The organism is Spirosoma flavus, assembly GCF_054778555.1.
In genome coordinates this window covers 213,330-237,194 of the sequence record NZ_BAAGZL010000006.1, presented here as the reverse complement: position 1 = coordinate 237,194, position 23,865 = coordinate 213,330, and the positions used below count along the sequence as shown (strand labels likewise).

Below are 23,865 nucleotides of genomic sequence, written 5' to 3'. Positions count from 1 at the left end.
GTGCCAACGTATTATGCTACGTTAATGCTAAGCCCCTCGCGCTCTACTACATTTCCGCCTTCTTTTCAGGAATGAGCCAGGATGCTAGAACGCTGATAGCCAAGATACCAACGATGATGTAGAGCGAGTAAACCGGTTTAAAGCCATATTCCGCCAGCCAGTGTTCTGTGAGCATTTTCGCGCCAATGAAGGTCAACAACACAGCTAAACCGACTTTCAGGAATCGGAATTTGCTCATGATGCTCGACAGGAAGAAGAACATCGAACGAAGTCCCATGATGGCGAAAACGTTCGAGAAAAAGACGATGTATGGGTCTTTTGTGATCGAAAAAATAGCTGGTATAGAGTCAACCGCAAAAACAAGGTCGGTGAACGACACCACAATCACGATGACAAATAAGGGAGTTACGAACAGCTTGTTATCCGCTTTCCGACGGACAAAGAAATTATCTGTTACGTTACGTCGATAAATATTGAGGTATTTGCTGGCAAAGCGAACAACTGGATGCTTGGATGGTTCGATTTTTTCGTCTTCTTCCTTCTGGAAAAAGAGTTGAATGCCGGTATATATCAGAAACGCACCGAATAAATATAGAATCCATTCGAAACGCTGAATCAGGGCGGAACCAACGAAAATAAAAATAAATCGGAGGACAATTGCCCCCAAAATTCCCCAGACTAATACCTTCTTATAATAGCGTTGCTGTAAGCCAAACGAATTGAAAATCAATATGAAAACGAAAATATTGTCGGCGGAAAGCGAATACTCGACGAGGTAGCCAGTGATGTATTCAAGCGACATATTATTCTGGAAGCGTGCTAAACTGGCCGCAAAATTGCCGGGTATTAATTGGACATGTTCTGCGTATTTGGTGCGGACCTCCTGAAGCCGGGCAAAGGTATCTATACCGTGAACGAGGTAGCCGTAGTTTTTAAGAAAGAAATAGAAGGCAATCGATAGAGCAACCCAAATGGCACTCCAGATGGCTGCTTCTTTAAATTCGACTACGTGGCTCTGACTTTTTCTCGAAAAGGCGCCAAGGTCTAACGCCATAATGAAGAGCACGAACGTAGCAAATGCAAGAAAAAAAACTGTTTCGCTGGACAGCATGATGATATTTACGAATTACAGACAACAACATACGTATCGGTAACGTAGTGGCATGGATGTTGACCTGTAATTACGTCAGTTGAAGTTTGAGATAATACAGAAATAATTGCCTGAGAAACAATGATTACTCAGGTATTGGTTTGATTAACTGGCAAATCTACGTCCAATCGTTGGAAGGAACTGACCCAAAGGGCTAAAATTATTGGCCTAATGCTATCGACTCCTTACTTTTGAACTATGTTTAACAACAAAAAAGTAGTTGTAGTAATGCCCGCCTACCGGGCAGCCCTGACTCTGGAGCGGACGTACCGTGAAATTCCGCTTGATTTGGTTGATGAAGTTATTTTAGTGGATGACGCCAGCCCCGATAATACGGTCGAAATTGCCCGCCAGTTGGGTATTCGGCACGTAATTCGGCATGATCAAAATCGGGGTTATGGTGGAAACCAGAAGACTTGCTACGCAAAAGCCCTCGAACTCGGTGCCGACATTGTGGTGATGCTTCACCCTGATTATCAATATACGCCTATGTTGCTACCAGCCATGATTACAATCATTGGAAACGGCTTATATCCGGTTGTATTTGCATCCAGAATATTAGGCAAAGGGGCGCTGAAAGGTGGGATGCCGATGTATAAATACATTGCAAACCGGTTTCTGACATTCGTACAGAACTTGCTGATGAATCAGAAACTTTCAGAATACCATACGGGCTACCGGGCTTTTTCGGGTGAAGTGCTACGTAGTCTGGATTTTACGCACAACTCCGACGATTTCATTTTCGACAATGAAATGATTGCCCAGATTTTTTTCAAGCACTTCGAAATTGCTGAAGTAACCTGCCCCACAAAATACTTTGAAGAAGCTTCGTCCATAAACTTTCGCCGGAGTTCGATTTACGGACTAGGTGTGCTACGTACCTCAATCTTTTACTTTCTCACAAAAGTTGGGCTCATGCATTGGAAAATTCTGAAATAGCTTTGGTCTGAATCGATTCAACCCTGACGGGCTCGATCAGGGGTTGACTAGCCATCATCACTTCCAGAATCATGGATTCAAGGGTTAATCCGGGGCCAAATGCGCAACTCAGAATATTTGGTTGATCAGGTTTAAAATCGGTTTGTCCAGCGGCTAATTCATTCCAAATTTCTTTCAGAACAAATAGCACTGTTGCCGACGACATGTTGCCATTTTGACGTAGCACGTCATAGGCGAAGCGATTGTCGAAAGGATTGATACCTAATTGATCTTCAATTACTTCCAGAATACGTCGACCACCCGGATGGAGAGCGTAATAGCCAACATCGTCGGTTGAAAGGTGACTCTGAGTTAGTAACCGATTCATCAACTGTTTAATACCTTGTTGAATAAATATGGGTACCTGAGCCGTTAATGTCATTTCAAAGCCGAAATCGCTCACTTGCCAAGCCATAGCCTCTTTGCCTTCGGGTAGCAGATCACAATAAAAAGAACGTAGCGAAAACGACTGGTCGCGCCGGGGCCGACTCTCAACCAACACGGCGGCAGACCCATCGGCAAATAAGGCGTTTGACAATAAGTAATCTGTATCGGTTTTCTTCTGAAAATGAATACTGCACAACTCTACGCAGACAACTAACACTTTAGCATCAGAATTAGCACGGACAATGGCGTCGGCTGTTTTTAATCCGTTAAAGGCGCCGTAACAACCCATGAAATTAATGGCAAGTCGTTGGGTCGATCTGGGTAAACCTAAAGCTTCAATTAATTCAATATCTGGGCCTGGCGCGTACAAGCCTGTACAGCTCACTGTAATGAGGTGCGTAATGGTTTGCGGGTCGAAATCAGGATACCGGTTAAAACAATCGTGAATGGAACGTAGCGCAAGGGGAACGGCTTCCTGTCGATAAACCTCCATCCGTTGGCGGACTGTGGGAAAAGGTTCAAGTCCGGGCGTATTCGAATAGAATGTAAACTCCTCTCTTGGTCGCGTATAATCGGGCAATACCGTGTGCCGTTTGTCAATTCGCGTATGTCGATAAAGTGCCCGAATTCGACGACTATCCTGTTCGCCTAGCTGAAGCACATCAATCATAAATTCGGCAGCCTGATCCTGCGTGCATGCGTAATCAGGTACGGCGGTTCCGATACTGTTAATAAAACTACGCGAAGGATGCTGCATTTCGTGGGTTTTCTGGGCAATAAGTTTATAGTTGCCGATCAGTGAAGACCGGTAACTATGTATAACAACGGCTTATTCCGAAAGTTATGTAATTTGCTCACTCCTCAGCTATATACGCCATGACTGCACGCACGGTTTGGTTGCATCTTCGGGTGCCATTCTCTTTTTTTCTGCTTCCTATTTTCTGGTTTGCGGTCAGTCAGTCGCCTTCACCCGATATTGGGCGTACGATTGCTTCGCTACTAATTATTCATTTGTTACTTTATCCAGCTAGTAATGCTTACAATAGTTATTATGACAAAGATGAGGGAAGCATTGGTGGTTTAGAAACACCACCCCCGGTAACCAAAACCCTATACTGGGTTTCCTGGGCACTCGATATTGTGGCGTTGATCTTAGGAGCGTTCGTCGGTTGGCCATTTGTTGTTTACTTGCTCATTTATGGTTTCACTACGAAAGCATACAGTTACGATGGCGTTCGTTTAAAAAAATACCCAATTCTGAGCTGGTTGCTTATCAGTGCGCTGCAGGGCGGTATTACGTATATTATGAGTTATCTCGCAATTAATAATTTAGCGCTCTCATCCTTCACGCAGCCGAATTTACTCTTTGGTGGTTTACTAGGTACGTTAAATCTGATGGCTCTTTACCCAGTTACGCAGGTTTACCAACACGAGGAAGACTCTCGGCGTGGCGACCGGACATTCAGTCTGCTGCTGGGTGTGCGCGGCACGTTCGTATGTGCCATCATTACGTACCTATTATCACTCATTGCCTTCTATTTTTATTTTGAAGGAAGCTTTTACTTCTATCTCTATTTGCTGTTTCTGTCACCTGCAGTTATTTATTTTCTCCAGTGGTTCTGGAAGGTATATCATGATGCAGCCAAGGCGAGCTATCGCTCAACTATGACTATGATGTGGTTATCAGGCATTTGCCTGAACAGTTATTTTTTACTGTTGATTTTTCTGACGCACTCATAAGTCCACAACGTAACGCGAGGAGGGCTATCTGTAAATTTTTTTAGTCGTAAGGCTTGACAAACCATAAAAACGCCCTAAATTTGCATCCACAATTCGCTGATACAGGTTGAATTGGTAACGCGAAAGTAGCTCAGCTGGTAGAGCGCGACCTTGCCAAGGTCGAGGTCGCGGGTTCGAACCCCGTCTTTCGCTCCACGAAAAGGCACCGTCCCCGGTGCTTTTTTTGTAGACGTCCAGCTTGATCGGGCGTGGATTGCCGGGATGGCGGAACAGGTAGACGCGCCGGACTTAAAATCCTGTGGTCCTTACGGGCCGTGCGGGTTCGATTCCCGCTCCTGGTACCTTATTGTGAATGGGTTATGCTGAGATAAGCGTAGCCCATTTTTTTGGGTACAACATAGATAGGATAATTTCATATTTGGACGTATAGATGCCCATCTGATACGGCACTACGTTAGCGAATGCACAATTGTTGGCATAGGTTGCGCAAAGCGTGGTATCAAATAAGGAACAAGTGCGATGTCAGTCTGGAGAATTTGAAGCGTGAAATACTGTAGAATGGCATTCAACGTAACAACAAAATGTAACTCGGCCAGATGGCGACCAATACACTGGCGGGGACCCATGAGAAATGGGATGTAAGCGCGTGGCTCGCGTAATGGTTTTTCCCAACGGCTGGGATCAAATATTTCCGGTTTATTCCAAAAATCAGGGTGAAAATGAAGTGCTTGTAAGAAAATCATGACTTCCCGATGCTGTGGCCATTCGGCACCCGCTACGTCTAATGACTTGCCGGTTTTGCGCAGAACGGCGGTGCCGACTGGGTAAAAGCGAAACACTTCTTTCATGAAATTGATCGTATTTGGCAGTTTGGCAAAATCGTCTCGTGTTGGATAGGAGCGACCCGCTAGCACTTCCTTCAATTCAGTACGTAGTGTATGGACCCACTCAGGCTGTCGGCTAAGTTCATACAATCCGCAGGTAATAACGTAATCTATGGCATTGAATGCTCCATAAATGTGGTTCAATTCATCGGTAACCTGATTCAATGGAAAACCCGCTTTGTGAAGCAGACTGATCCAGTCCTGTCCCTGATAATTAGTGCGTTGTCGTTCATCAAGGATGTTCTGGACATGCGTATTTAGCCGATCGACCCGTCGTTTCAGCATGAGTCTCTGCCAGGCAAAACCAGGAATTCGCTGGAGTTGGTCAAGCGAAAAACCAAACTCTTCAAGCCGGTTTCGAGATGTCATGGTCTGGAGTTTATAGTCCATCAATTCCTGGCCAAAACGTTGGGTTAGCTCACTGTCAGGGTCTAGCCCGTAGCCCACCTGCAACACAACTTGTAAACCCAGTTTGGTAATGCACGTGTACAAGTCTTCCAGCTTTTGGCCATCCCGCCACTGAGTTATGTACTGGACCACAGTTTCGTGCATGAGACCCGGATAAGCATCTATGTGGGCTTTTGTAAAAACGGGCATAACGGCATGAACGTGCTTATGCCACTGCTCGCCATCCATAAATAATACGCCTGGCGCACCAGGAATTAGCCAGGATGCCAGTTTATAGGCCCCAGAGCGCTGCTGCGTATGTACTCGTTGCATGAGCAGCGTTTCAACAACTACCGGGTCGCTGGTTACCAGGCTACCCTGATACGTGAAATTCTTGCCATATCGCAGCACCAGCTCAAGCCACCCTTTCTGAGGTTCCGCTCGAATGATTCGCTTCGCTTCTCGGGCACTGGGGCCTTTGGGTATCTTTTTATGGGTAGGTGCCTTTGTCATTTCCTATTTGGGTAAACTATTACGTAGTGCTCTGATTGCCAATTACATTGCTACGTTATTTGAGACGCTTGAATTAACTAGAGTGCCAAGGAAATCAACGACTTCAAAAACTGCCTGATGAGTTTCGGCAGCGGCTCTTTGTCGATACGTAGCAGAATGTAAAATTTCTTTAATCGCTGGTACGATTTGTTTTGCATCATCAACGAGAATACCCGTCTGATGATCGGTGAGCCAGGATTCGTTGCCACGCTGAACGGGCCGCATTCCCCGGCTTTTAATGGCAATAAGGGGCGTCTGTGTGATGAGGGCTTCAGTAATGGTCATCGCTCCGGGTTTGCCGATGGCGAAATCGGCCAGGTGGAGGTAATGGATAGGCGTTTCCTTAAGATACCCAAAAACCAGCCTGGGGTACGGCATTTCTAATTGCTCAATGGCCTCATAAACAGCTTTGTTGCGTCCACAAAGAAAAATTATGTTCACCTCCAGCATCGACGTAGCGACAGCCTCGGCAATAGCCTGTACATGCGTACAGCCCTGCCCACCAAAGGAAACCAGACCAGTAGGTAGGGCAGGGTTAAGCCCCAAATTACGTAGCGCGGAATCTCTTTCCGGTGGAGGTGTCTCATAACAGATTGGATCGACTATCATGCCCGCAATCCGATGATTATACGTAGCGGGCACTCCAGCAGCCTCGGCCTGCTCCATTAAACGTATCGTACCATTCAGGTAATGTTGCTCTACTTTTGGCGTGAACCAATATCGAGGCTTAACTTCGTCAAAATCAACGGGAATGGTTACACAAATAGCTTCGGGATTCACCAACCGGACGCTACGGTACATAGCCGGATTGTACATCGGCGTTACAGAAATCACTACGTCCGGAGGAGCGTCGGCCCAGTACGTAGCAAGTTGTGCTATTCCCGTGGGTGACAGGAGATCATGACACAGGAGCGATAAATTAATCTGTCCGCCTAAATCAAATACCCTGTCTTTTTTTAACTGACGATTGAAACGGTCGATGCCGTAACGGACAAGGCGCCCTAAACGATGGTGGAGATCGAACACATCCACGATATTCACCAACTGGACTTGCCAATGGGGATACCGGCCATCGAGCGCTCGTTTCAGCGCAACGGCCGCTGAACGATGTCCGGATGCTGCATCGAAATATAAAATGCTCACCCGCTTATCAGGGAGATTAATCATGGGCGCATGTTCGGGGTTGATGAGTCAGCAAAGGCGTATAACGTATAGATATTCATGAGCTTGTGCAAAGCCCACTCTTCCTGATCGACGACCGTTCGAAAGCCATGTTGTGCGAACAGGCTGACTAACGTATCGATCCGATTGTTCAGATCGTGCACCTCGATTATAAACTGACGAATCTTCGGCCAATCGTCAGTATCAATCCCTTGAACGACATCCAGTTCACTTCCTTCGACATCTATCTTGACGACGTCAATTCGGCTCAGTCCGTTTTCTTTAATGATCTGAGAAATTGTCTTGAGTGAACAGTTTATTCGCTTGGTTGTCAGGCGCTGTGCGGTGCCAATGGCTAACAATGGTAGGACCACCAAACCGAGCGTTGGTATTCGTAAATACCGGTTCGATAGAGCCCAATTGATGCTACGTGCCAGCCCGAGCGGTAGTCGGGATACCAGCGCCATGTCGTTAATTAGTGCCTGCAACCAGGCGTAGGCACCCTGTTGCTTCTGCGCGCTTTGTGCAATCACATCAGGATACATGCTGGCCGTCATACTCAGCGAGGGATTAAACGTAAACTGAGCCGTGCCCGCCCGGTTCGATAAGCCAATGTTCAGTAACTGAGTATTCGTTTCAGAAAAGTGCGTCTTCGCATTCTGTTGTAAAATCCTGAACAGTGCCGGAATTGGCTCAAACGCAAACAACCGGAGGTTCTGATGCGCTTGCGTTAGAAACAGCGAATACAACCCAATATTTGCGCCTATGTCGAAGATGCAGCTTCCATCCGCTATCTCGATTCCATGTTGCTGATAGGATTGCATCGCGAAAATTTCGTGATACAGCACATCGGTTTCGGTACTACTCAACGCGCTGATAAGTAGACCGTTAGGTAAACGGACCTGTTTCATGTCAAGAATAAGAATGGGCTCTCGTTTCGCTCGCGACTGCACTACTGTCGCCCTGTTTTTCGCGCACCAACCATTCTCCGTTGACTGGATTTCGGTTGAGAATTGGCAAATTTTCCTCGCCAATTTCCGTAAACTGCTGGCTGATAAATGGAATCAATTCCAGAAATCCGGGTAAACCGTTTCCCCAGGTGAGCGTTGAAATCTGCATGGCCAGTCGAAACTTTCGCGCCTGATAAACCAACGTATCAAACCAGAACATACTCAAGTAATAAAAAGCCTGTTCTGGCTCAAAATCAGAAAGGTGCAGGGACGCTTTGGTAGGATTTTCCAGTACTGCCGAGTAGGCATCTGGCCCCTTTCCTAGAATATGATGCGTCAGTAAACAGAGCTGAAAATACTCACTAACCTTCAGTTGCGGCTCCAACGTACCCAGGAAATACGGTTCAATTTTAGCCAGCAAAGCCAGACTCAGTCGATTCAATAGAATTTCCAGCTCCTGCTGCTGACGCCAGTTGTATAATTTCCTGAATTCGGCTACTACGTCGGGCATGATCAGCCAATCTTTGTTGCTCTTGTTTACCATCGGAATAAACTCATTCCAGAAAACGCTGAGCGAGGTAGAAAGCCCTTCACCAACGGCTGGCCAGAGCTGGTCAGTCGGTCCCGTTGTGGCCAATTGTTGCAACGCTCGAATGCGGGGCGCGCGCCGTTTCCAGTGAACGGCGTCTGGGTGAAACAGATCCGCACCATACGTAGCATGCTTCCCGACATTCGGATCGAGTTGCATAGGCGGCAGATGAGTTTGAGCAAAAGTCCGCGTCCACCAGCGTCCAGTACGTTGCCGCTCGGCGGGGCTGGTCGGCTGAAAGCGATAGAGCGTCATCCGTACCGCTTTGGGTGGGTTGCCTGCTGAAAAAGGGGTATTACCGAAAAGAGAGAGAACGGCCGCATTGCCTTCCAGTAATCGCTGCATGATACGCTGAGCGGATCCTTCCTGCGAAAAATCATACGGATTGTTTGCCCCCAGGGTTGACCAGATGAAATTGGCGTCGTTGGTGCCGTAGGATTCGTAAAAAATGGCATGGTCTAACCGAGGGTGATAGGGAGCCACAAACCGTGGGGGCGTCATCTCCGTAGTGGTCATGTAGCGATATTCATAAGGCAGCCACTCCATACCGTCGTGGGTTCCTTCGATAACAGGGACCCATCGCACGGGAGCGCCACTTTTGGGCGGAAAAACGCCATAGGCATGAACAACCCGAAACGGAACCAGAAGCCGATAAAATCGAAGAATCGATTGCACAACCGGTAGGCGGATACGTAGCAACGAGGGCCAGAAAACCACGTTTGCGTACACCAGCTATTGACGGGCAGATTCAGTAATCCTCCCAACGCTATAACCAGCATAACACTATGCGTAAGCCAGTGCGAACTGATTAATTGAAAGGACGTATCAAAAATTGACGACTGGGTATCGAACAACGTAACACAGAGTACGATTGTCAGTACGTTGAAGAAGCCAAAATTGCTGACAAGCTGAATGCCAATCATCAAGCATGCCGTTACCACCGCTACTACGGCCGACGTAGTACCCGGCATAAAAACGCCAAATGGTAATACAACTTCGGTTATGAATACGACCAGAAGCACGCCCTGAAATACCCAGCCAGGTAGTCGATAGACGTACCAAGCCAGATACGTTGGCAGCGGAATATTGACCATGAAGTTTCGGAAGTAACCCGTATCCCGCAGACTGCCGCCGATGAATTTGTATTTACCGAAACCGATAATCAGCCGAAAAAACAACCAGCGATACGTCCAGACCACTATAGGCAGGGGGGCGCTTACTACGTCGAGATTTGGAAGGGTGAGTAATGGTGGCAAAAACAGACTCAGGAAACCAGCTTCCAGCAGCAGGCAATCCCAGGGGAACGTAAACCCGAGCGCTCTGTCAAAAGAAAGGTAAACAGCCCAGCAAATCGCTAACCACACTCCCGACAGAGGCCCACCGTACACAACCATCAACGCGGCCGCCGACCCGATGAGAATCAGCATTTTCATGAACCGATCGCTCGCATTCAGCCAAAGTAGGGTCGGGAAATACAGCCAGCCGCGCCAGCCCGGATAATCCAGCCGGATACGGGCCAGTTTCTGACGTATCGGAGTGATGCCTCGACTGCCAGCGCAGGGAAGCACCTGGTGGTAAAGCTGGGCGATCGCAATGAAATAAACGACGCCCAGCCCCCGCAGAAAAAGCCCCCAAACCAACGTAGCACGAACGCTTTCACCAACTAAATCAAGTAGGTTCATAACCGCAGAACGTAGTAAGAGACCTAGTAATGCCGCTCAAGAACGTACCAGCCAAACGCCCGCATTTTGATCTTAACGTCGGAGTCGGGGAACTGAGCATCCAGTTTCTGCCAGGCCGTTTCAACCAGCTCCTCCGCCTGCTGCTTACAGGCTTCAATAGCTCCACAGGCTTCTAATTGCTCGATAACCCCGTCTATTTCAGCTCTGTCCGTTGGTTTGGTGCGGATGATATCCCACAAATCTCGCCGGGCGGGGTAGCCCAATCGGGCCATAGCTTTGGCTACCGGCAACGTAATTTTTCCAGCGGTGATGTCTTCGCCCCGATTTTTAAGATTGTCCTTAAAACCGCGCAGGTTCAATACGTCGTCGATGATCTGAAAAGCAAGCCCGAGCGATTCTAGAAAACTGCCTACTGCTTCCACCTGCTCAGGTAAACCATCGGCGAGAATAGCGCCCAGCTGAGCCAGCGAGCTAGCCGGCACGGCTGATTTAAGCCGATGAACAGCCAGTATCCGATCTTCTAACTGGGTGCCCCGGCCATAGCCAACTACTTCGGGCATCAAGGCGTTGAACCCATCAATATCAATCGCCTGACCAGCATGAGCTGCCCGAAGCGTTTCGAAGTACATGGTATACAACTTCAGCTTTTGAGCGTCCGTACACGTAGCATCCGTGAGCAGCAATTCACCCAGAAAGTAGCAGGCGTTACCAGCGTTTATGGCAATCGCCTGGCCGTAGAGTTTATGACAGGAAGGGCCACCACGCCGGATGTCCGACTCGTCCTGTACGTCATCCACGATCAGCGAACCCGTATGCAGCAGCTCCGGCCAGGCAAGCCAGCTCAGGTATTGCTGCGAGTTCCCTCCGACTAAGTCTATACAGGCCAGGGCCGCGTACGAACGCCATGATTTGCCACCGCGGTCAATCATTTCCCGAATGGGTTTTATCAACGCCTGACTGTACTGCGCCGGATCAAGGCCATCAACGTAGTGTGGGTGTTCATCACTAGCTACCAATCGACGTAGCTGCTCATCGGTTGGCGAAAGGGGTAATAACGCCTGAACCGCTTTGCGCGTCTGTTTGGTGACCGCCCGGAAAAAATCATCCAGCTTCTCGATACGTCCAAACCCACTACGTTCCACGTAGCCAAGTCCAGCCACTGCTACGTGGTTGATCGTACCCCGAACGCTTACGCGACCTTCCCAGAAAGCAGGCTTGGAAATGACCGTAATGAACTCCTGAGCGGCTAGATCGGCTTCCACAAACAAACTCACGTTGGCGGCCGGAATATCTAATTGCCAGGCAATTGGGTAACTATCAAACGTTCGGGAACTCGTCCAGTTTTTGAGAGCCTGAAGCGTGAAATCGGTGTATTGATGGGCATTCCCCTGCGGGTCAATCATGATAACCCACCGACCACAACTAGCCCCATTCTGGTTATTATCGAACAGATCATAGGCACTGATTCGATACCCGTTACCAAGCTGAACCGAAATCCAGTTCCAGGCCGTATCGTGTTCAATCTTGCCTTCTGGCGCATCAGACGTAGGCTTCCCAAACTCGTGATCGTACCAGCCGGTTGCTTCGGCTACTTCTACGGATTGGCCATCCAACGTAACAGTACCATCAACGCGGCAGTGAGGCATAAAGTAATAAAACATATCTTCCCCCGCTGTTCCCCGTACGATGCCGTCATCGCCATGCCGAACAGGTAGCGTCTGCGAACGAAAATACAGGTCTGCCCCAACACCCTTATCCGCATTCGACAAGGTTAATCGGTAACTTCCATCGGCCTGTTTTACGAATTGATTTCCGTCGTAATCGAGCGACAACTCATCCTGGCTGACCCATGCTTCCCGCGTCAGGAGACGGTCTGGTAGCGGAACCTGACCTTTTGACAACACCTCCCGCAATGCCCGTTGTAGGAGCGGGTCCGAGGAGTCTTCACCCCGTTGGATGATGTCGAGTCCAATCTGGGGAGCTTTATGGTCAACGAGCGAGTCGGCGTAGTAGCGCTGGGCGCCAACATCCGTCAGTGACCACGTCAGTGAGTGCGCGTACTTGAATTCCTTCGTAGCTTCATCCCGCCCGATGGCCATCCGGAAAAATGAAGCGAACAGGGAACACAGCCGACCATCGGCCAACGTAAGATGACTGTTGACGTACCACCACTCAATAGTTGATGAAGCATGAGGCCGGTCATGAATAGTCAAATCAATGGGGCCGGGACCGGGCCAATCACTGGGCAATGACCGTGACGATTCGAGCAGCGATACGGGTATGGTTAATTCGGAGGAAGAGGTTTTCACCATGACTGGTTTTCTTAGATTAGGTATGAACTGATTGGATGGCAGTCCCAAAACGAACCTTAGTTAATCACAAATTTCTCTCCCATTCACCTTACCAGGCTAACACATTTGAACCATTTCTATCGCATTTGAACCATTTTGGGTCTTGGGAGACTTTTGTGTCAAAAAAAGCTGGCAGGTATGCATAAACTAAAGCTTTAATCGACGAAGATAAATTAATAAATCAGGCAATTATTAAACCTATGTTCAGATTTAATAACTGCCTGATAATTTAGCTGTTGCTGGGAAATTACTTCCGTGTCAATACTGCCCTTCGCTGACACTCCAGCCACCATCGACCGTAAGTATCTGGCCGGTCGTGAAGGCCGAATAATCGGACATGAAATAGACCGCAGCGCCGTCCAGATCGTCAGGCTGCCCGATACGTCCACCGTCAAGCGGTTGTTTGGTTTTAGTGAAGGCCATGATCACATCGTCTTGCGTAGCCCGCTGCGCCATCGGTGTTTCAACCAGGGCTGGGGCCAGTACGTTGACGCGAATGTTATCATTTGCGTAGTACGCAGCAACTGATTTTGTGAAGCCGATCACGGCCGATTTCATAGCTGCGTAGCCGTGCGTAGCGAAATGTTCGGGCGAGGGCCGCGAGCCCAGCACCGAACCCATGTTCAGGATACTCCCACCTTTGCCTTGGGTCCGAAAAGCCCTCACGGCAGCCTGGTTCGAAAGCATCAGCGACGTTAGGTTCAGGTTGGCGGTGTAATTCCAGCCGTCGAGAGTCAACTCGTGCAGGGGGCCATCGCCGAACCGGCGCCCGCTGCCGCCTGCTACGTGGTATAGGCCATCGAAATCACCAAAAATCTGCTGGCAAAGAGCAATGGCTTTGGGCGTCGTTTGCGGATCAGATGCATCGCCCGACATGGCTAACCCGTTTCCTTCAAGTTGATTTTCAGCGGCTGCGCAACTTTCCGGATTTCTTCCTACCACCACAACCTGCGCTCCCTCGCGCACAAATGCAACTGCAGCCGACAGGCCCATGCCCGTTGTACCGCCAATGACGACAATTTTTTTATCTTCTAACCACATCAATTTTCTACGTCTATTTTGTCATGCAAGAAACGAAATCAACCGGCTATCGCCAACATCTCGTTAAGATTGTTACGTTTCATCGCTACGTTCGAGCCGTAGTATAGTTGTGTTCAAAGCAGCAACTAATTTGTCATTCCGTTGACAAGACCATAATTTACGAGTATGAAAAATCTATTTCGCTTCCTAAAACTTGTTGAAATCGCGATTTTTAAAGACGTATTGTTACCCATTTTTATTACCATGATAGGGGTATATTTAGGCTTGCTGGTTAGCGATTGGCAAGAGTCAAAGAAAGATGAACAATTGAAAAATCAACTCACGGCAACTATTCGTCAGGAAATTCGCGATAATCAGGCGGGTTTGAAAAATACCGTCAACTACCACCAGTTAGTGCACGATTCTCTGGTCAACTGGCGACGCCTGCGATTACCACAACATGAATTCTTAAATCGTAGCGCTAAATTATTTGAAGTTCAGGGTATTAATCCTGTTTTTTTAAAGAATGCTGCCTTCCAGACGGCAACGACTACCGGCGTTTCGCGGCTATTGCCTTATTCTATTTATCATCGGCTTAATGAAGTGTATACACTTCAACAGAAACTGGATGCTCTGAATCAGATTTTTATGAGCGAACTGATTCACAATACAATAACTACCGACTCGCAAAGCCAGTACCGAACGTACCGACTCAACACTATCTACGTAGCCGACGCGCTCATCGCTGAAAACGATTTACTTGGGCAATATACTGCGCTACTTAAATTACTCGGCCCACCTCAGAAATAGGCTTGTTATATTTACTCAAACAGCCAGATAAACAAGTGCTTACCTGGCCGTTTGATTGGGATTACACTACATCCCGCTCAATAATTTTGCCGCTGGATTTCTCTTTTAAAATCACTTTGTTACGTCCGTCGTGGGTCATTTCCTGCTTAATGAGGTAATGATCGGCGTCGTATTCGACCAGCGTTGATTCAGGCTTCAGCCCTTCCTGACCGCGCCAGACAGGGAGATTCACTTTTTCCCACTGCTTGGTTTCGGCCGACCGATAGGCCGCGTCCAGAACAGCATTCACTACGTAGCCGTCGTAGAATGTTTCGGCGGGTTCACGGCCTTCTTCCTGTGCCAGAAACATATCCGTAAACATGTGATTGTAACCCAGATCGTTCACTTCATCGCCAACGGGAAAGAGCCAGCCGGTATTCGATTCGGCTTTCTCGGCGATGTAGTCACCACCTTTGCCCGTCGAGAACATTTCGAAGCCCGTTCGCAGGAAATTGTTGATCCAGATGGTGCCTTCGGTGCCCATCACTTCATCGCGCAGGTCCATACCGCCCCGAAACGTCCAGCTTACTTCAAATTGCCCGATGGCTCCGTTTTCGTATTTCACCAGCGCAATGGCGTGATCCTCAGCGTCGATGGGTTTCACCTGAGTGGCTGCCCAGCACATCACTTCAACCGGCTTTACGTCCTTTCCAATAAAATTCCGCGCGATTTCAACGCAGTGGCATCCTAAATCGAGCATACAGCCACCGCCGGCCTGCTCTTTGTCCCAGAACCAGTCGGAGTGGGGGCCGGGGTGTGTTTCGCGCGATTTTGCCCAGAGAATTCGACCCAGCGCGCCATTCTTCACGCTGTCGAGCGCTTTCAGAAATTTGGGCGTGTAGCAAAGGTCTTCGAGATATCCCGCAAAGATGCCTGCTTCTTCCACCGTCTTCATCATACGTAGCGCTTCCTCGCCTGTTCGGCCCAGCGGCTTTGTGCAAACCACTGATTTTTTGTGCTTTGCGCAGAGATTGACCGCCGTTTCGTGGATGTTATTAGGAAGCGCGATACAGACCATATCAACATCAGGATGCGCGATGACCTCTTCCATGTCGGTCGAAGCGAAGTCGCATCCGTAGTCGGCTTTGAATTTGTCGGCGGTTTCCTGACGGCGGGCGTAAATGGCGACGACTTTATCGCGGCTGCGCTGGCCGTGGAGCGAATCGGCGTAAAAGCGGCCAATGAAGCCGCCACCAAGCATGGCAATACGTTGCATAAGGGTTTATGTAAAAGGTCCGTACTTTCGTGGCGTTAAAGATGGTAAATCCCGCTTGATTGCTGAATCCTATGCCCGATTTTTTTGACATACGTACCATTTTCTTTACCGTCTGGGATTACCCCATGAGTTACCTCGAATTTTTCGGGGGCGTTAGTGGTGCCGTTGCTGTATGGCTTTCGGCCAAAGCCAATATCTGGAGTTGGCCCATCGGCGCTTTTAGTGTATTGCTGTTTTTCTTTCTGTTCTATCAGATACAGCTGTATCCCGATATGTTTTTGCAGGTCTTTTTCTTCGTCACCAATATACAGGGCTGGTGGCGGTGGACGCACCCGAAGCAAAACGAAGCCGACCAGCATCAGGAATTACGTATCAGCCAAATGCCTGTTCGTCAGTTTGTTGTCTGGACGGTGGCGGGAATAGTCGCTACGTTCCTTTTAGGTACGTTCGCCAGTAATCTGCACGAGTGGTTTCCAGTTATGTTCAGCAAACCCAGCGCGTTTCCTTACCTCGACTCATTCACCACAGTGATGAGCATCGTTGCTACGTTCCTGATGATTGAAAAGCGGGTTGAGTGCTGGTACGTCTGGCTGGTGGTCGACGTAATTCTGACTTACATGTATTTTCAAAAAGGCGTTAAGCTGGTGGGAGCTGAGTATTTCGTGTTCTGTTTTATTGCTGCTGTCGGCGCCTGGAACTGGACAAAAGAATACCGAAGTTATAAAGTTGTAGGGTTATAAAGTTGCCCTTGCGTACCTAAACTCAACAATTAAACGACACTATAACTTTATAACTCTACAAATCCGTAAACAGAACTATTTCAAGAACTTATTCAACTCCATTATACGTAACACCTTGATTCTAGGCACACTACTACGTTACGTCATTTGTTCTATTACATTGATTCCATTGATACACCTTGCGGGAGATAGCATAAAGGTTAATTTTGTTAACCAGAATTCAGGGAGTCTGCTCTTTATTTAGCCAGTCGTTCCGATTTGGCTTTTTCATATAACAACTGCATCCGAAACGCCATGACACAAGACATTGTCAGTGAACCAATTTTAGAAGAAGATAAAGGCCGATTTGTGCTTTTTCCAATCAAGCACTGGGATATCTGGGAATATTATAAAACTCATGAAGCCTCGTTCTGGACTGCCGAAGAGATTGATCTCGGGCAGGACATGAAAGACTGGAACAACCTCAATGACAACGAACGGCACTTTATTTCGCACGTACTGGCCTTCTTCGCGGCATCGGATGGCATTGTGAATGAAAATCTAGCGGTTAACTTCCTGTCGGAGGTGCAATATGCGGAAGCAAAATGCTTTTATGGTTTTCAGGTGATGATGGAAAACATCCACTCAGAAACCTATTCGCTGCTGATCGATACGTATATCAAAGATGCCACTGAAAAAGACCGGCTGCTCAACGCCATCGATACCATTCCGTGTGTGCAGAAAAAAGCTGAATGGGCGCTACGTTGGATTGAAAACGGCTCTTTTGCTGAGCGACTCATTGCTTTTGCGGCCGTAGAAGGTATTTTCTTCTCGGGGTCGTTTTGCTCGATTTACTGGCTTAAAAAGCGCGGCCTGATGCCAGGATTAACATTCTCAAATGAGCTTATTTCCCGCGACGAAGGCCTGCACCGTGACTTCGCCTGTATGCTCTACACTGACCACATTATGCACAAAATGCCCGAGTCGCAGGTGTACGATATTATACGTAATGCCGTGGAGATCGAGCAGGAATTTGTGTCGGATGCCTTACCTGTATCGTTAATCGGTATGAACGCCGACCTGATGAAGCAATATATCGCGTTTGTGGCTGATCACCTGCTTGTTACGTTAGGATTACGGAAACTATACAACGTAGCAAACCCGTTCGATTTCATGGATATGATCTCCTTGCAGGGCAAAACCAATTTCTTCGAGAAGCGGGTAGGTGAATATCAGCGAGGAGAAGTAATGTCCAAATTCAAAGCGGCAAAAGCAGCTGCTCAAAATCCGCAGGACGCTGAAACCGAAGTGGTAAAACCGGTCGAAGAACCCAAAGGCATTACGTTCGACGCTGATTTTTAAGTGCTACGTTCCCCGTTTTTTTATAGAAAAAGACCCGCTACGTTCCGGAACGTAGCGGGTCTTTTTTTAGGTATTATGGATGTAGAAGGAATTACCAGCCTCTACACTATATCCTTACTCCGAATCGCGTTGCGCCAACCACCATGCTTCTCGAATGCGCTGAAGCTTCACATTCGGCGATACACCCCGTCCGTTCCAGTTGATGATCAGATCGCAAAATTTCTCTAATCCTTCCGTGTCGATTAATTGTTCCAATTCGCCGTTGAGTGGCTTTTCGTCGTTGAGATAGTGAATTGTGTCCATGTTTTTGGGTGTTAGTATACTTTAGACTGCCTGATTAGGGAGAAGACACATCTTTGACTAAACTAATAAATATATTAAACGGTTCTACTGCCTTGCTGTCAATATATTTTCGGCAGACGTAGCAATTTGAAGCGTATACTACACAAAATTAGTTAGCTCCATCGGCTTTGGCCACACCAAGTGCCTGCTGACCAATCACAGTTCCCAACTGAGCTCCCCGCTCATTATCAAATCGATACTGCGTGCCACTATACAAACCGGCCATGGTTGCTTCAACAGCCTGTGCATTCAGGCTGTTGGCTTCGTTCGGGAAAAGGTAAGCTAAAATCAACGCGGCTGCTGTCGATACGGTGGCCTGATCGGCTACGTAGGATGGTGAATTCGGGATGGGGATTGCCGTTTTGATAGCCGCGTTTATCTGCGAGGGGCGTGGCACAAAATAGGTGTATTTTGTGGCCCAGGCAGCGGTTTCGCCATCCTGCATTACCCGATTCAGCAGCGCATACGTCCGGGCCGCCCGTAATTCATTCTGCCCCGACTGCCGGATGAGGTCCTCAGCCAGCGCATTCCATAATCCCGCCAATCCATACGTATTGTTTCCGTTGACCCAGTAATTGGCAATACGCCACTGGTCGCGGGTGCGGCTGTTTGCTACGTCCTGAACCTCAGCCAGTGCTTTTTGAAAATCGGCGGACGTAGTGGCTGGAGGAGCCGTTGGTAACGCCCGATAAATAGTGGTGGAATCGAACCAGGTTTTCACACGTCCGGCCAGCGGCAGCAACGGAGAACGGGCGGGCAGTTCCAGGCTTTTCCATTTCTGGTCATACGACGCTTTGGTAAGGGCTGTTTGCCAGGTATTTGTTGGATCATCGGCAGTAGAAAACCGGTCACTTTTGGCCCGTACGAGTACGCGGGTCATGACAGCATTGGCGAGGTCTTCGCCCGCTTTCAGATCGCTGGGAACGCAGGCGCCGGCATACAAGCGACTTTGTTTGTGTTCCGTCGCTTTGGCTTTTAACCACGCCGTTTCACTTGGAAATAAATAAGCTAGTGCCTGACAGGAAGCCTCGGCTATGGCTGCATCTTCTGATGGGTACGACGGTACGTCCAGCACCGGTACACGGGCAACAACGCCCTGTTTCTCAAGCGATGGGCGATTATACTGATACTTTGCCCGCCAGGCAACCACGAGTGCATCGTACTGCGCTACGCTCAAAATTGCATACACACGTGCCGCAAACGGAGCACCGGCCAGCGAATTCCCTGATTCAGCGGGCGTCGTCTGGCCAGTAGCGGCATCATAACCCGGCACAATGTTGTATTTCGCCACTAATTGGCGGGCAATCTGATTCCAACGGAGCACGCCCCCGGCGGCCCAGTAATTAACCGCCGTATTTTGTTCGGGTGTTGCGCTCTGCACACTCGCTTTTACGTCGCTCAGTTCTTTCTGATACGTAGCAGACGTAGTAGCCGTTGGTTGCGGTACGCTGATGGTAGTAGCTGATGGCAAGACAACCGTTCGCCACGTACCGCCGTTAGCATCGACAGCCGTGATATCGGTGAAGGGCAGAATACCTTCGTCGATGGTTGGTTCTTTGCAGCCTGATACCCACAAGACAAAACCACTTGCCAATAAAATCGAAAAAATTGCTCTCATCTGTATAGGCCCCGACAGGCTCTGGCTGTCGGAGTCGCGTCAGCGACTGACTAGGTAGTTATAACCGACAGCCAGAGCCTGTCGGGGCCTTCTGTTTACCTGTTATTATTCCAGTAGCCAACAATCAGCCCTGCATTGAGCATCGTGCTCTTGCCGGTGTTACGTCCATCGAGCGTAGTGCCATAGCTGCCAGTTATGCCAAGCTGTTTCAGCAAACGCAGGTAAGCCGTTGCGCCCACCCGCGTGAATCCTACAGCATTGGTTGGATAGGGGATGCTTGGGCCAATGTTTGTTCCTTCGTTGTAAGGCGTTTGGCGTTGCCCCCAGACGTTAATGTTAAACCACTTTGATACAATACCCGCCTGAACAATCAATTCCGTAACATCCGGTACGTTCACTTTCGAGCCGCCATAAGGCAAAATCTGGCTAGGATCGTAGAAATTCACCGGATGGTCGAGGGAAACCTGTCCCCGACGGATGTAGCCGTATTGGCCAGTTATGAAAAACGAAGGTGCTTTAAAATGCAGAATGGTACGTCCATCCAGATTTTTAGAACCCCGTCCAATAGCCACCATCGCGTCGTTTACGTAGTTCTGCATCGGCAGGGAATATCCCAGCCCAAACAGCCACGACAGGCGTGTATTGCCGAACTTGTAATCGTACGCTTCCCAACGTAGCGCAGCTGTTACGTCCTGAAAACCTTCCTGTTTGGCCCAATAGCCCGCACTGGCTTCGGTTCGGACGTAAGGCGCTGTCACAATCAGGTCGAGGTCGTAACCAAGTCCGTAAGTGGCCATTACGGTCAGGGCCTGAGTAGTAACGGTTCCGAGATTCGGATTACGGGTTTCGGTTTTGTTGACGAAGTACGTATCGTATTTTTCCTGCGAAGCGATAATGCCGAAGCTTCCGTTACGGGCTCCACGCATAAAACCGTCCATGTATCCCTGCGCCCGGATTGGCTGCACAAAAACCAGCGTTGTTAGTGCACTAAAAAGAAGATAAATTAATCGCATACGGCTGCTTTAGACACACAAAAATGGGTTTTTCAGCCGAATCATGGGCGTTTGCGAAGAGAATTCTGTTTAAAAGGACAGAAAAGGGGTGCTACGTTGCTGCCTGGCCGACCTCGATACTGAGTCTTTACCTAGAATCAACGTCGGCTTATTGGCTGCTATTATTTAGGTCCTTCGTGATTTTGAGGACTTTCGCTAAAAGTTGTTGAATGGCCTACAATTCCCACTGGCTTTCTTGCTGCTGAGTCTTTACTATTTGCTTATCAAATCAAAGAAAAAGCTATTAGTTAAACTTGCAAAAATCCAAAACACTCAGTCTACCCTGGAGTCGTTTTTGCCAATTTAGCCATGCTATAAATTTTCCTATTACTCTATATTAGTTACATTTTAAGCTATCTTTTACGGAAATATTAACGTCTCATTATCAATATTTTGACAGAATACACAATTGATTATCCTGAATTAATATGTGCCAAACAAGAGTACCCGGCCGCAAGGCAACCGGGTACTGCAACTAACCTATGATTGAATAAATCGTACTAAAATTAGATAACTTAATCCGAAAGCACTAAGGAATTCTGGCTAACCTATCAGATGGTTAGTCCAACGGTTAGCACAGCGCTACGTCCGTCGGATGGCCAGATTCCGGCTCCTGGATAAAATGTCGGTCGTTTAGTGAAATATTGCTTGTTGGCCAGGTTGCTGATACTACCGCGTACGTGCAGCCCTTTCCGGATGCGCCAACTTCCATTCAAATCCCAAAGACCATACGAAGGCACTGGACCAATCGCACCATTGGCCGATGGGGTAGAAGCGTTGAGTGCGTCGGAGAATGTTTCACTAACGTAACTGTATTGTAGCGTCAGACTGGCCGTGCCATAGCGGGCAGTCAGTCCGTTGCGATTGGTCCAGCGAGGGGCCGACTCAACCTGATTGCCAATGACCGTCCGGTTCTCGGTTCCTGCCGAAACCCGGCCAGTAATGTAACGAGCGTTATTATAAGCCGTTGACGTAAAGCCGCTTATTAAGATTTTTTCGGTACGTAGCAACTGTGTCTCAATCAGCGCTTCAACACCGGTGCTACGACTGTCGCCAATGTTTGTGCGGAAAATATAGGTCGAGCCATCCGTATTATTCAGAAGCAACGTACCAAGCCGGTTGCGATAGAGTAAGTCAAAAACTGTTAAGTTGACGTGCAGATTCTGCCAGTGCGCATCAACGCCCACTTCTGCGTTATAGCCAAACGCATCTTTCAGATTTTTGTCGATACGTTCGTAGGTAGATGTCGGAATGATGTCCTTGAAAATCACTGGCCTGTACGACTGCGACCAGCCCCCGTACAGTTTCACAAACTGATTGACGCGATACTGCGCGTTGATACCCAGCAGGGCAAATTTGTGGTTGATATCAGTGGGCAGATTAAGCGCATCATAGTAATCGATCGTTCCCCGGAATTCCGTTTTTCCATGCTCTACACGGATTCCCGGCGAGATAGTAAGCTTATTTGTCAGTGAAAATTGACTTTCGGCAAATACTGCTACGTTCTTGCTGCGGAAGTGCATATCCCGTCGAAACGGACTGGTCAGCGATAAGTCGAAATCGGTATTGGTGCTTCCTACGCCTAACTGCCGACGGTGTAAATCCGTGGAAATCAGCTGCACGCCCGTAGCGGCCGTCGCCTGAATCGAGCCGATGCGGTAACGATGCAGTACACGGAGTTCGGATGTATAGCTGTTGAAATTATCAATGTCGACCTGCCGGGCTGCATACGTCTGCGTCACGCGGCTGATGGTATCTGGTACGTTCGCCAAACGGTCAAAAAGCACACTGTTTCGGTCGCCTAACACGGCTGAATTTGTCCAGAGCAGCCGCGTGCGTTCCGACAGTTGCCAGTCAATCTTTAGCGACGGAATGTAAATATCTGGGTTAAAATAGTTTCGGCTCCGGGTCGACTGGCGCGGGTCCTGCGCAAACATGGCATCGGTTAGCTGACCGGGCAACTGATACAGGTACGTAGAACGACCCAGTTCGGCCGTGATACCCAGTTGTTTAGTAGCCTGAAAATGCAAACGTCCAAACTGAGCTTCGGCTTCCGAACGGCCATTTTTCCGGTAGCCATCGGAGTGGCGACGGTAGTAATAAGCGTAATACGTTAGTTTCCCGACTCGACCGCCAATGGCGTTATACGTACTCAGCAAGCCGTAAGAGCCAACGGAATTAACGGTTTCGAAGCCAAATTTCCGGGTCGTATCTGCCCCTTTCGTTACGTAATTGAGCATACCGCCAAACTGCGCTCCGTATTGCAGCGAAGCCGTACCACGCACTAACTCAATACGTTCGATACTTTCCATGGGCGCTGAATAGTGGCTGGCTGGGTACCCATACATATCGGAATTGGTAATGACGCCGTTCTGCCGAATGTTGTTTTCCCACGAACGGTGCGGATCAAGACCACGTGTCGATATATTGATTTGGTTGCCCGTACCGTCCATATCGTAAACAAATACGCCCGGAATCCGGGAGAATACGAGTCTTGGTGTTTTCTCCGCTACGTTTACATCAACATCTGAAAGGCGGACCACTTCACTACGTTTGCCGCCCATCAGGTACGTACCATGCACCTCCGGAAGGGCTTCCATAACGGTTGAACGGACTCCCCGAACAGTAATCGGATTCAGGGTATGGGAACGTAGCGTATCACCGTTTTCCTGCTGACCAAGAGATATCTGTGTACTCAATATACAGACAGTCAGTCCCGCCACTATTCGTTTACTATAAACATTATCAGTATTGTTGAATTTCATAAATACGTTGATTTCGTTACAGAACACAGATTTTCAAAAAGTACATTTTGCGGATCTGTGTTCTGTAACGCTACGTCAACTATTGAGCCATTTCAGTCAATACGTTGATTA

General features: G+C 48.4%; 19 protein-coding genes and 2 tRNA genes. 7 read left to right on the top strand and 14 right to left on the bottom strand.

Features of this window, described 5'->3' with window-relative positions; genetic code table 11:
* Positions 1 to 46: 46 nt before the first annotated feature.
* Positions 47 to 1,111, bottom strand: coding sequence for a TerC/Alx family metal homeostasis membrane protein (locus ACYVF1_RS26425; protein WP_461084626.1), 1,065 nt, complete (start codon positions 1,109 to 1,111; stop codon positions 47 to 49).
* 237 nt (positions 1,112 to 1,348) lie between these two features.
* On the opposite strand from ACYVF1_RS26425, the gene ACYVF1_RS26420 reads away from it, so the two are divergent.
* Entirely contained in the window at positions 1,349 to 2,089 is a 741-nt protein-coding gene (locus ACYVF1_RS26420; RefSeq protein ID WP_461084624.1) for a glycosyltransferase family 2 protein, read from the top strand.
* Here the strand turns inward: ACYVF1_RS26420 and ACYVF1_RS26415 are convergent.
* Positions 2,064 to 3,272, bottom strand: coding sequence for a type III polyketide synthase (locus ACYVF1_RS26415; RefSeq protein WP_461084622.1), 1,209 nt, complete (start codon positions 3,270 to 3,272; stop codon positions 2,064 to 2,066). The two genes, ACYVF1_RS26420 and ACYVF1_RS26415, sit on opposite strands and share 26 nt — an antisense overlap.
* Positions 3,273 to 3,391: 119 nt before the next feature.
* Between ACYVF1_RS26415 and ACYVF1_RS26410 the strand changes: the two genes are divergently transcribed.
* The 3 genes from ACYVF1_RS26410 (at position 3,392) to ACYVF1_RS26400 (ending at position 4,596) form a co-directional block, all read left to right on the top strand.
* Positions 3,392 to 4,255, top strand: coding sequence for a UbiA family prenyltransferase (locus tag ACYVF1_RS26410; protein WP_461084620.1), 864 nt, complete (start codon positions 3,392 to 3,394; stop codon positions 4,253 to 4,255).
* A gap of 119 nt (positions 4,256 to 4,374) precedes the next feature.
* A tRNA-Gly gene (locus ACYVF1_RS26405) sits at positions 4,375 to 4,450 on the top strand.
* Positions 4,451 to 4,510: 60 nt separating this feature from the next.
* Positions 4,511 to 4,596, top strand: a tRNA-Leu gene (locus ACYVF1_RS26400).
* 108 nt (positions 4,597 to 4,704) lie between these two features.
* Here the strand turns inward: ACYVF1_RS26400 and ACYVF1_RS26395 are convergent.
* The 7 genes from ACYVF1_RS26395 to ACYVF1_RS26365 all read right to left on the bottom strand — a co-directional run bounded on the left by ACYVF1_RS26395 (position 4,705) and on the right by ACYVF1_RS26365 (position 13,852).
* The gene (locus tag ACYVF1_RS26395) at positions 4,705 to 6,039 is read right to left on the bottom strand and encodes a cytochrome P450 (protein ID WP_461084618.1); all 1,335 of its coding nucleotides are present in this window, start codon (positions 6,037 to 6,039) and stop codon (positions 4,705 to 4,707) included.
* A gap of 42 nt (positions 6,040 to 6,081) precedes the next feature.
* Positions 6,082 to 7,245, bottom strand: coding sequence for a glycosyltransferase (locus ACYVF1_RS26390; protein WP_461084616.1), 1,164 nt, complete (start codon positions 7,243 to 7,245; stop codon positions 6,082 to 6,084).
* A complete protein-coding gene (locus ACYVF1_RS26385; RefSeq protein ID WP_461084614.1) occupies positions 7,242 to 8,150 on the bottom strand; it encodes an FkbM family methyltransferase in 909 nt (302 codons plus the stop codon). The genes ACYVF1_RS26390 and ACYVF1_RS26385 overlap by 4 nt, the downstream gene beginning before the upstream one ends.
* A 1-nt stretch (position 8,151) precedes the next feature.
* The gene (locus tag ACYVF1_RS26380) at positions 8,152 to 9,363 is read right to left on the bottom strand and encodes a hypothetical protein (RefSeq protein ID WP_461084851.1); all 1,212 of its coding nucleotides are present in this window, start codon (positions 9,361 to 9,363) and stop codon (positions 8,152 to 8,154) included.
* The gene (locus tag ACYVF1_RS26375) at positions 9,291 to 10,460 is read right to left on the bottom strand and encodes a lipase maturation factor family protein (protein ID WP_461084612.1); all 1,170 of its coding nucleotides are present in this window, start codon (positions 10,458 to 10,460) and stop codon (positions 9,291 to 9,293) included. The genes ACYVF1_RS26380 and ACYVF1_RS26375 overlap by 73 nt, the downstream gene beginning before the upstream one ends.
* A gap of 23 nt (positions 10,461 to 10,483) precedes the next feature.
* Positions 10,484 to 12,772, bottom strand: a complete 2,289-nt coding sequence (locus ACYVF1_RS26370; RefSeq protein ID WP_461084610.1) for a polyprenyl synthetase family protein — start codon at positions 12,770 to 12,772, stop codon at positions 10,484 to 10,486.
* Between the two features lie 297 nt (positions 12,773 to 13,069).
* Positions 13,070 to 13,852, bottom strand: coding sequence for an SDR family NAD(P)-dependent oxidoreductase (locus ACYVF1_RS26365; RefSeq protein WP_461084608.1), 783 nt, complete (start codon positions 13,850 to 13,852; stop codon positions 13,070 to 13,072).
* A 165-nt stretch (positions 13,853 to 14,017) separates the two neighbouring features.
* Between ACYVF1_RS26365 and ACYVF1_RS26360 the strand changes: the two genes are divergently transcribed.
* Entirely contained in the window at positions 14,018 to 14,641 is a 624-nt protein-coding gene (locus ACYVF1_RS26360; RefSeq protein WP_461084606.1) for a hypothetical protein, read from the top strand.
* A gap of 61 nt (positions 14,642 to 14,702) precedes the next feature.
* Here ACYVF1_RS26360 and ACYVF1_RS26355 read toward each other — a convergent pair whose 3' ends face one another.
* Entirely contained in the window at positions 14,703 to 15,896 is a 1,194-nt protein-coding gene (locus tag ACYVF1_RS26355) for a Gfo/Idh/MocA family protein (RefSeq protein ID WP_461084604.1), read from the bottom strand.
* A 71-nt stretch (positions 15,897 to 15,967) separates the two neighbouring features.
* On the opposite strand from ACYVF1_RS26355, the gene pnuC reads away from it, so the two are divergent.
* Both pnuC and ACYVF1_RS26345 read left to right on the top strand, forming a co-directional pair.
* Positions 15,968 to 16,636 carry a nicotinamide riboside transporter PnuC gene (pnuC, locus tag ACYVF1_RS26350; protein ID WP_461084602.1) on the top strand — a complete coding sequence of 223 codons (669 nt, stop codon included), beginning with the start codon at positions 15,968 to 15,970 and terminating at the stop codon, positions 16,634 to 16,636.
* A gap of 294 nt (positions 16,637 to 16,930) precedes the next feature.
* Positions 16,931 to 17,977: a ribonucleotide-diphosphate reductase subunit beta gene (locus tag ACYVF1_RS26345; RefSeq protein WP_461084600.1), complete on the top strand. Its 1,047-nt coding sequence runs from the start codon at positions 16,931 to 16,933 to the stop codon at positions 17,975 to 17,977.
* Positions 17,978 to 18,091: 114 nt separating this feature from the next.
* Here the strand turns inward: ACYVF1_RS26345 and ACYVF1_RS26340 are convergent, their stop codons facing one another.
* The 4 genes from ACYVF1_RS26340 to ACYVF1_RS26325 all read right to left on the bottom strand — a co-directional run bounded on the left by ACYVF1_RS26340 (position 18,092) and on the right by ACYVF1_RS26325 (position 23,754).
* Complete coding sequence (locus tag ACYVF1_RS26340) at positions 18,092 to 18,280, bottom strand: hypothetical protein (RefSeq protein ID WP_461084598.1); 189 nt, start codon at positions 18,278 to 18,280, stop codon at positions 18,092 to 18,094.
* Positions 18,281 to 18,428: 148 nt separating this feature from the next.
* Entirely contained in the window at positions 18,429 to 19,937 is a 1,509-nt protein-coding gene (locus ACYVF1_RS26335; protein WP_461084596.1) for a PA-phosphatase, read from the bottom strand.
* Positions 19,938 to 20,032: 95 nt separating this feature from the next.
* Complete coding sequence (locus ACYVF1_RS26330) at positions 20,033 to 20,950, bottom strand: hypothetical protein (protein WP_461084594.1); 918 nt, start codon at positions 20,948 to 20,950, stop codon at positions 20,033 to 20,035.
* 590 nt (positions 20,951 to 21,540) lie between these two features.
* Positions 21,541 to 23,754: a TonB-dependent receptor family protein gene (locus ACYVF1_RS26325; protein ID WP_461084592.1), complete on the bottom strand. Its 2,214-nt coding sequence runs from the start codon at positions 23,752 to 23,754 to the stop codon at positions 21,541 to 21,543.
* Between the last annotated feature and the right edge of the window lie 111 nt (positions 23,755 to 23,865).

Bases quoted from the DNA above. Each gene is read 5' to 3' on its own strand.
- ACYVF1_RS26360 (WP_461084606.1), top strand. From the start codon at position 14,018: ATGAAAAATCTATTTCGCTTCCTAAAACTTGTTGAAATCGCGATTTTT.
- ACYVF1_RS26355 (WP_461084604.1), bottom strand. From the start codon at position 15,896: ATGCAACGTATTGCCATGCTTGGTGGCGGCTTCATTGGCCGCTTTTAC.
- ACYVF1_RS26390 (WP_461084616.1), bottom strand. From the start codon at position 7,245: ATGATTAATCTCCCTGATAAGCGGGTGAGCATTTTATATTTCGATGCA.
- ACYVF1_RS26365 (WP_461084608.1), bottom strand. From the start codon at position 13,852: ATGTGGTTAGAAGATAAAAAAATTGTCGTCATTGGCGGTACAACGGGC.
- ACYVF1_RS26395 (WP_461084618.1), bottom strand. From the start codon at position 6,039: ATGACAAAGGCACCTACCCATAAAAAGATACCCAAAGGCCCCAGTGCC.
- ACYVF1_RS26325 (WP_461084592.1), bottom strand. From the start codon at position 23,754: ATGAAATTCAACAATACTGATAATGTTTATAGTAAACGAATAGTGGCG.
- ACYVF1_RS26370 (WP_461084610.1), bottom strand. From the start codon at position 12,772: ATGGTGAAAACCTCTTCCTCCGAATTAACCATACCCGTATCGCTGCTC.
- ACYVF1_RS26330 (WP_461084594.1), bottom strand. From the start codon at position 20,950: ATGCGATTAATTTATCTTCTTTTTAGTGCACTAACAACGCTGGTTTTT.
- ACYVF1_RS26345 (WP_461084600.1), top strand. From the start codon at position 16,931: ATGACACAAGACATTGTCAGTGAACCAATTTTAGAAGAAGATAAAGGC.
- ACYVF1_RS26375 (WP_461084612.1), bottom strand. From the start codon at position 10,460: ATGAACCTACTTGATTTAGTTGGTGAAAGCGTTCGTGCTACGTTGGTT.
- ACYVF1_RS26415 (WP_461084622.1), bottom strand. From the start codon at position 3,272: ATGCAGCATCCTTCGCGTAGTTTTATTAACAGTATCGGAACCGCCGTA.
- pnuC (WP_461084602.1), top strand. From the start codon at position 15,968: ATGCCCGATTTTTTTGACATACGTACCATTTTCTTTACCGTCTGGGAT.
- ACYVF1_RS26425 (WP_461084626.1), bottom strand. From the start codon at position 1,111: ATGCTGTCCAGCGAAACAGTTTTTTTTCTTGCATTTGCTACGTTCGTG.
- ACYVF1_RS26420 (WP_461084624.1), top strand. From the start codon at position 1,349: ATGTTTAACAACAAAAAAGTAGTTGTAGTAATGCCCGCCTACCGGGCA.
- ACYVF1_RS26410 (WP_461084620.1), top strand. From the start codon at position 3,392: ATGACTGCACGCACGGTTTGGTTGCATCTTCGGGTGCCATTCTCTTTT.
- ACYVF1_RS26340 (WP_461084598.1), bottom strand. From the start codon at position 18,280: ATGGACACAATTCACTATCTCAACGACGAAAAGCCACTCAACGGCGAA.
- ACYVF1_RS26385 (WP_461084614.1), bottom strand. From the start codon at position 8,150: ATGAAACAGGTCCGTTTACCTAACGGTCTACTTATCAGCGCGTTGAGT.
- ACYVF1_RS26335 (WP_461084596.1), bottom strand. From the start codon at position 19,937: ATGAGAGCAATTTTTTCGATTTTATTGGCAAGTGGTTTTGTCTTGTGG.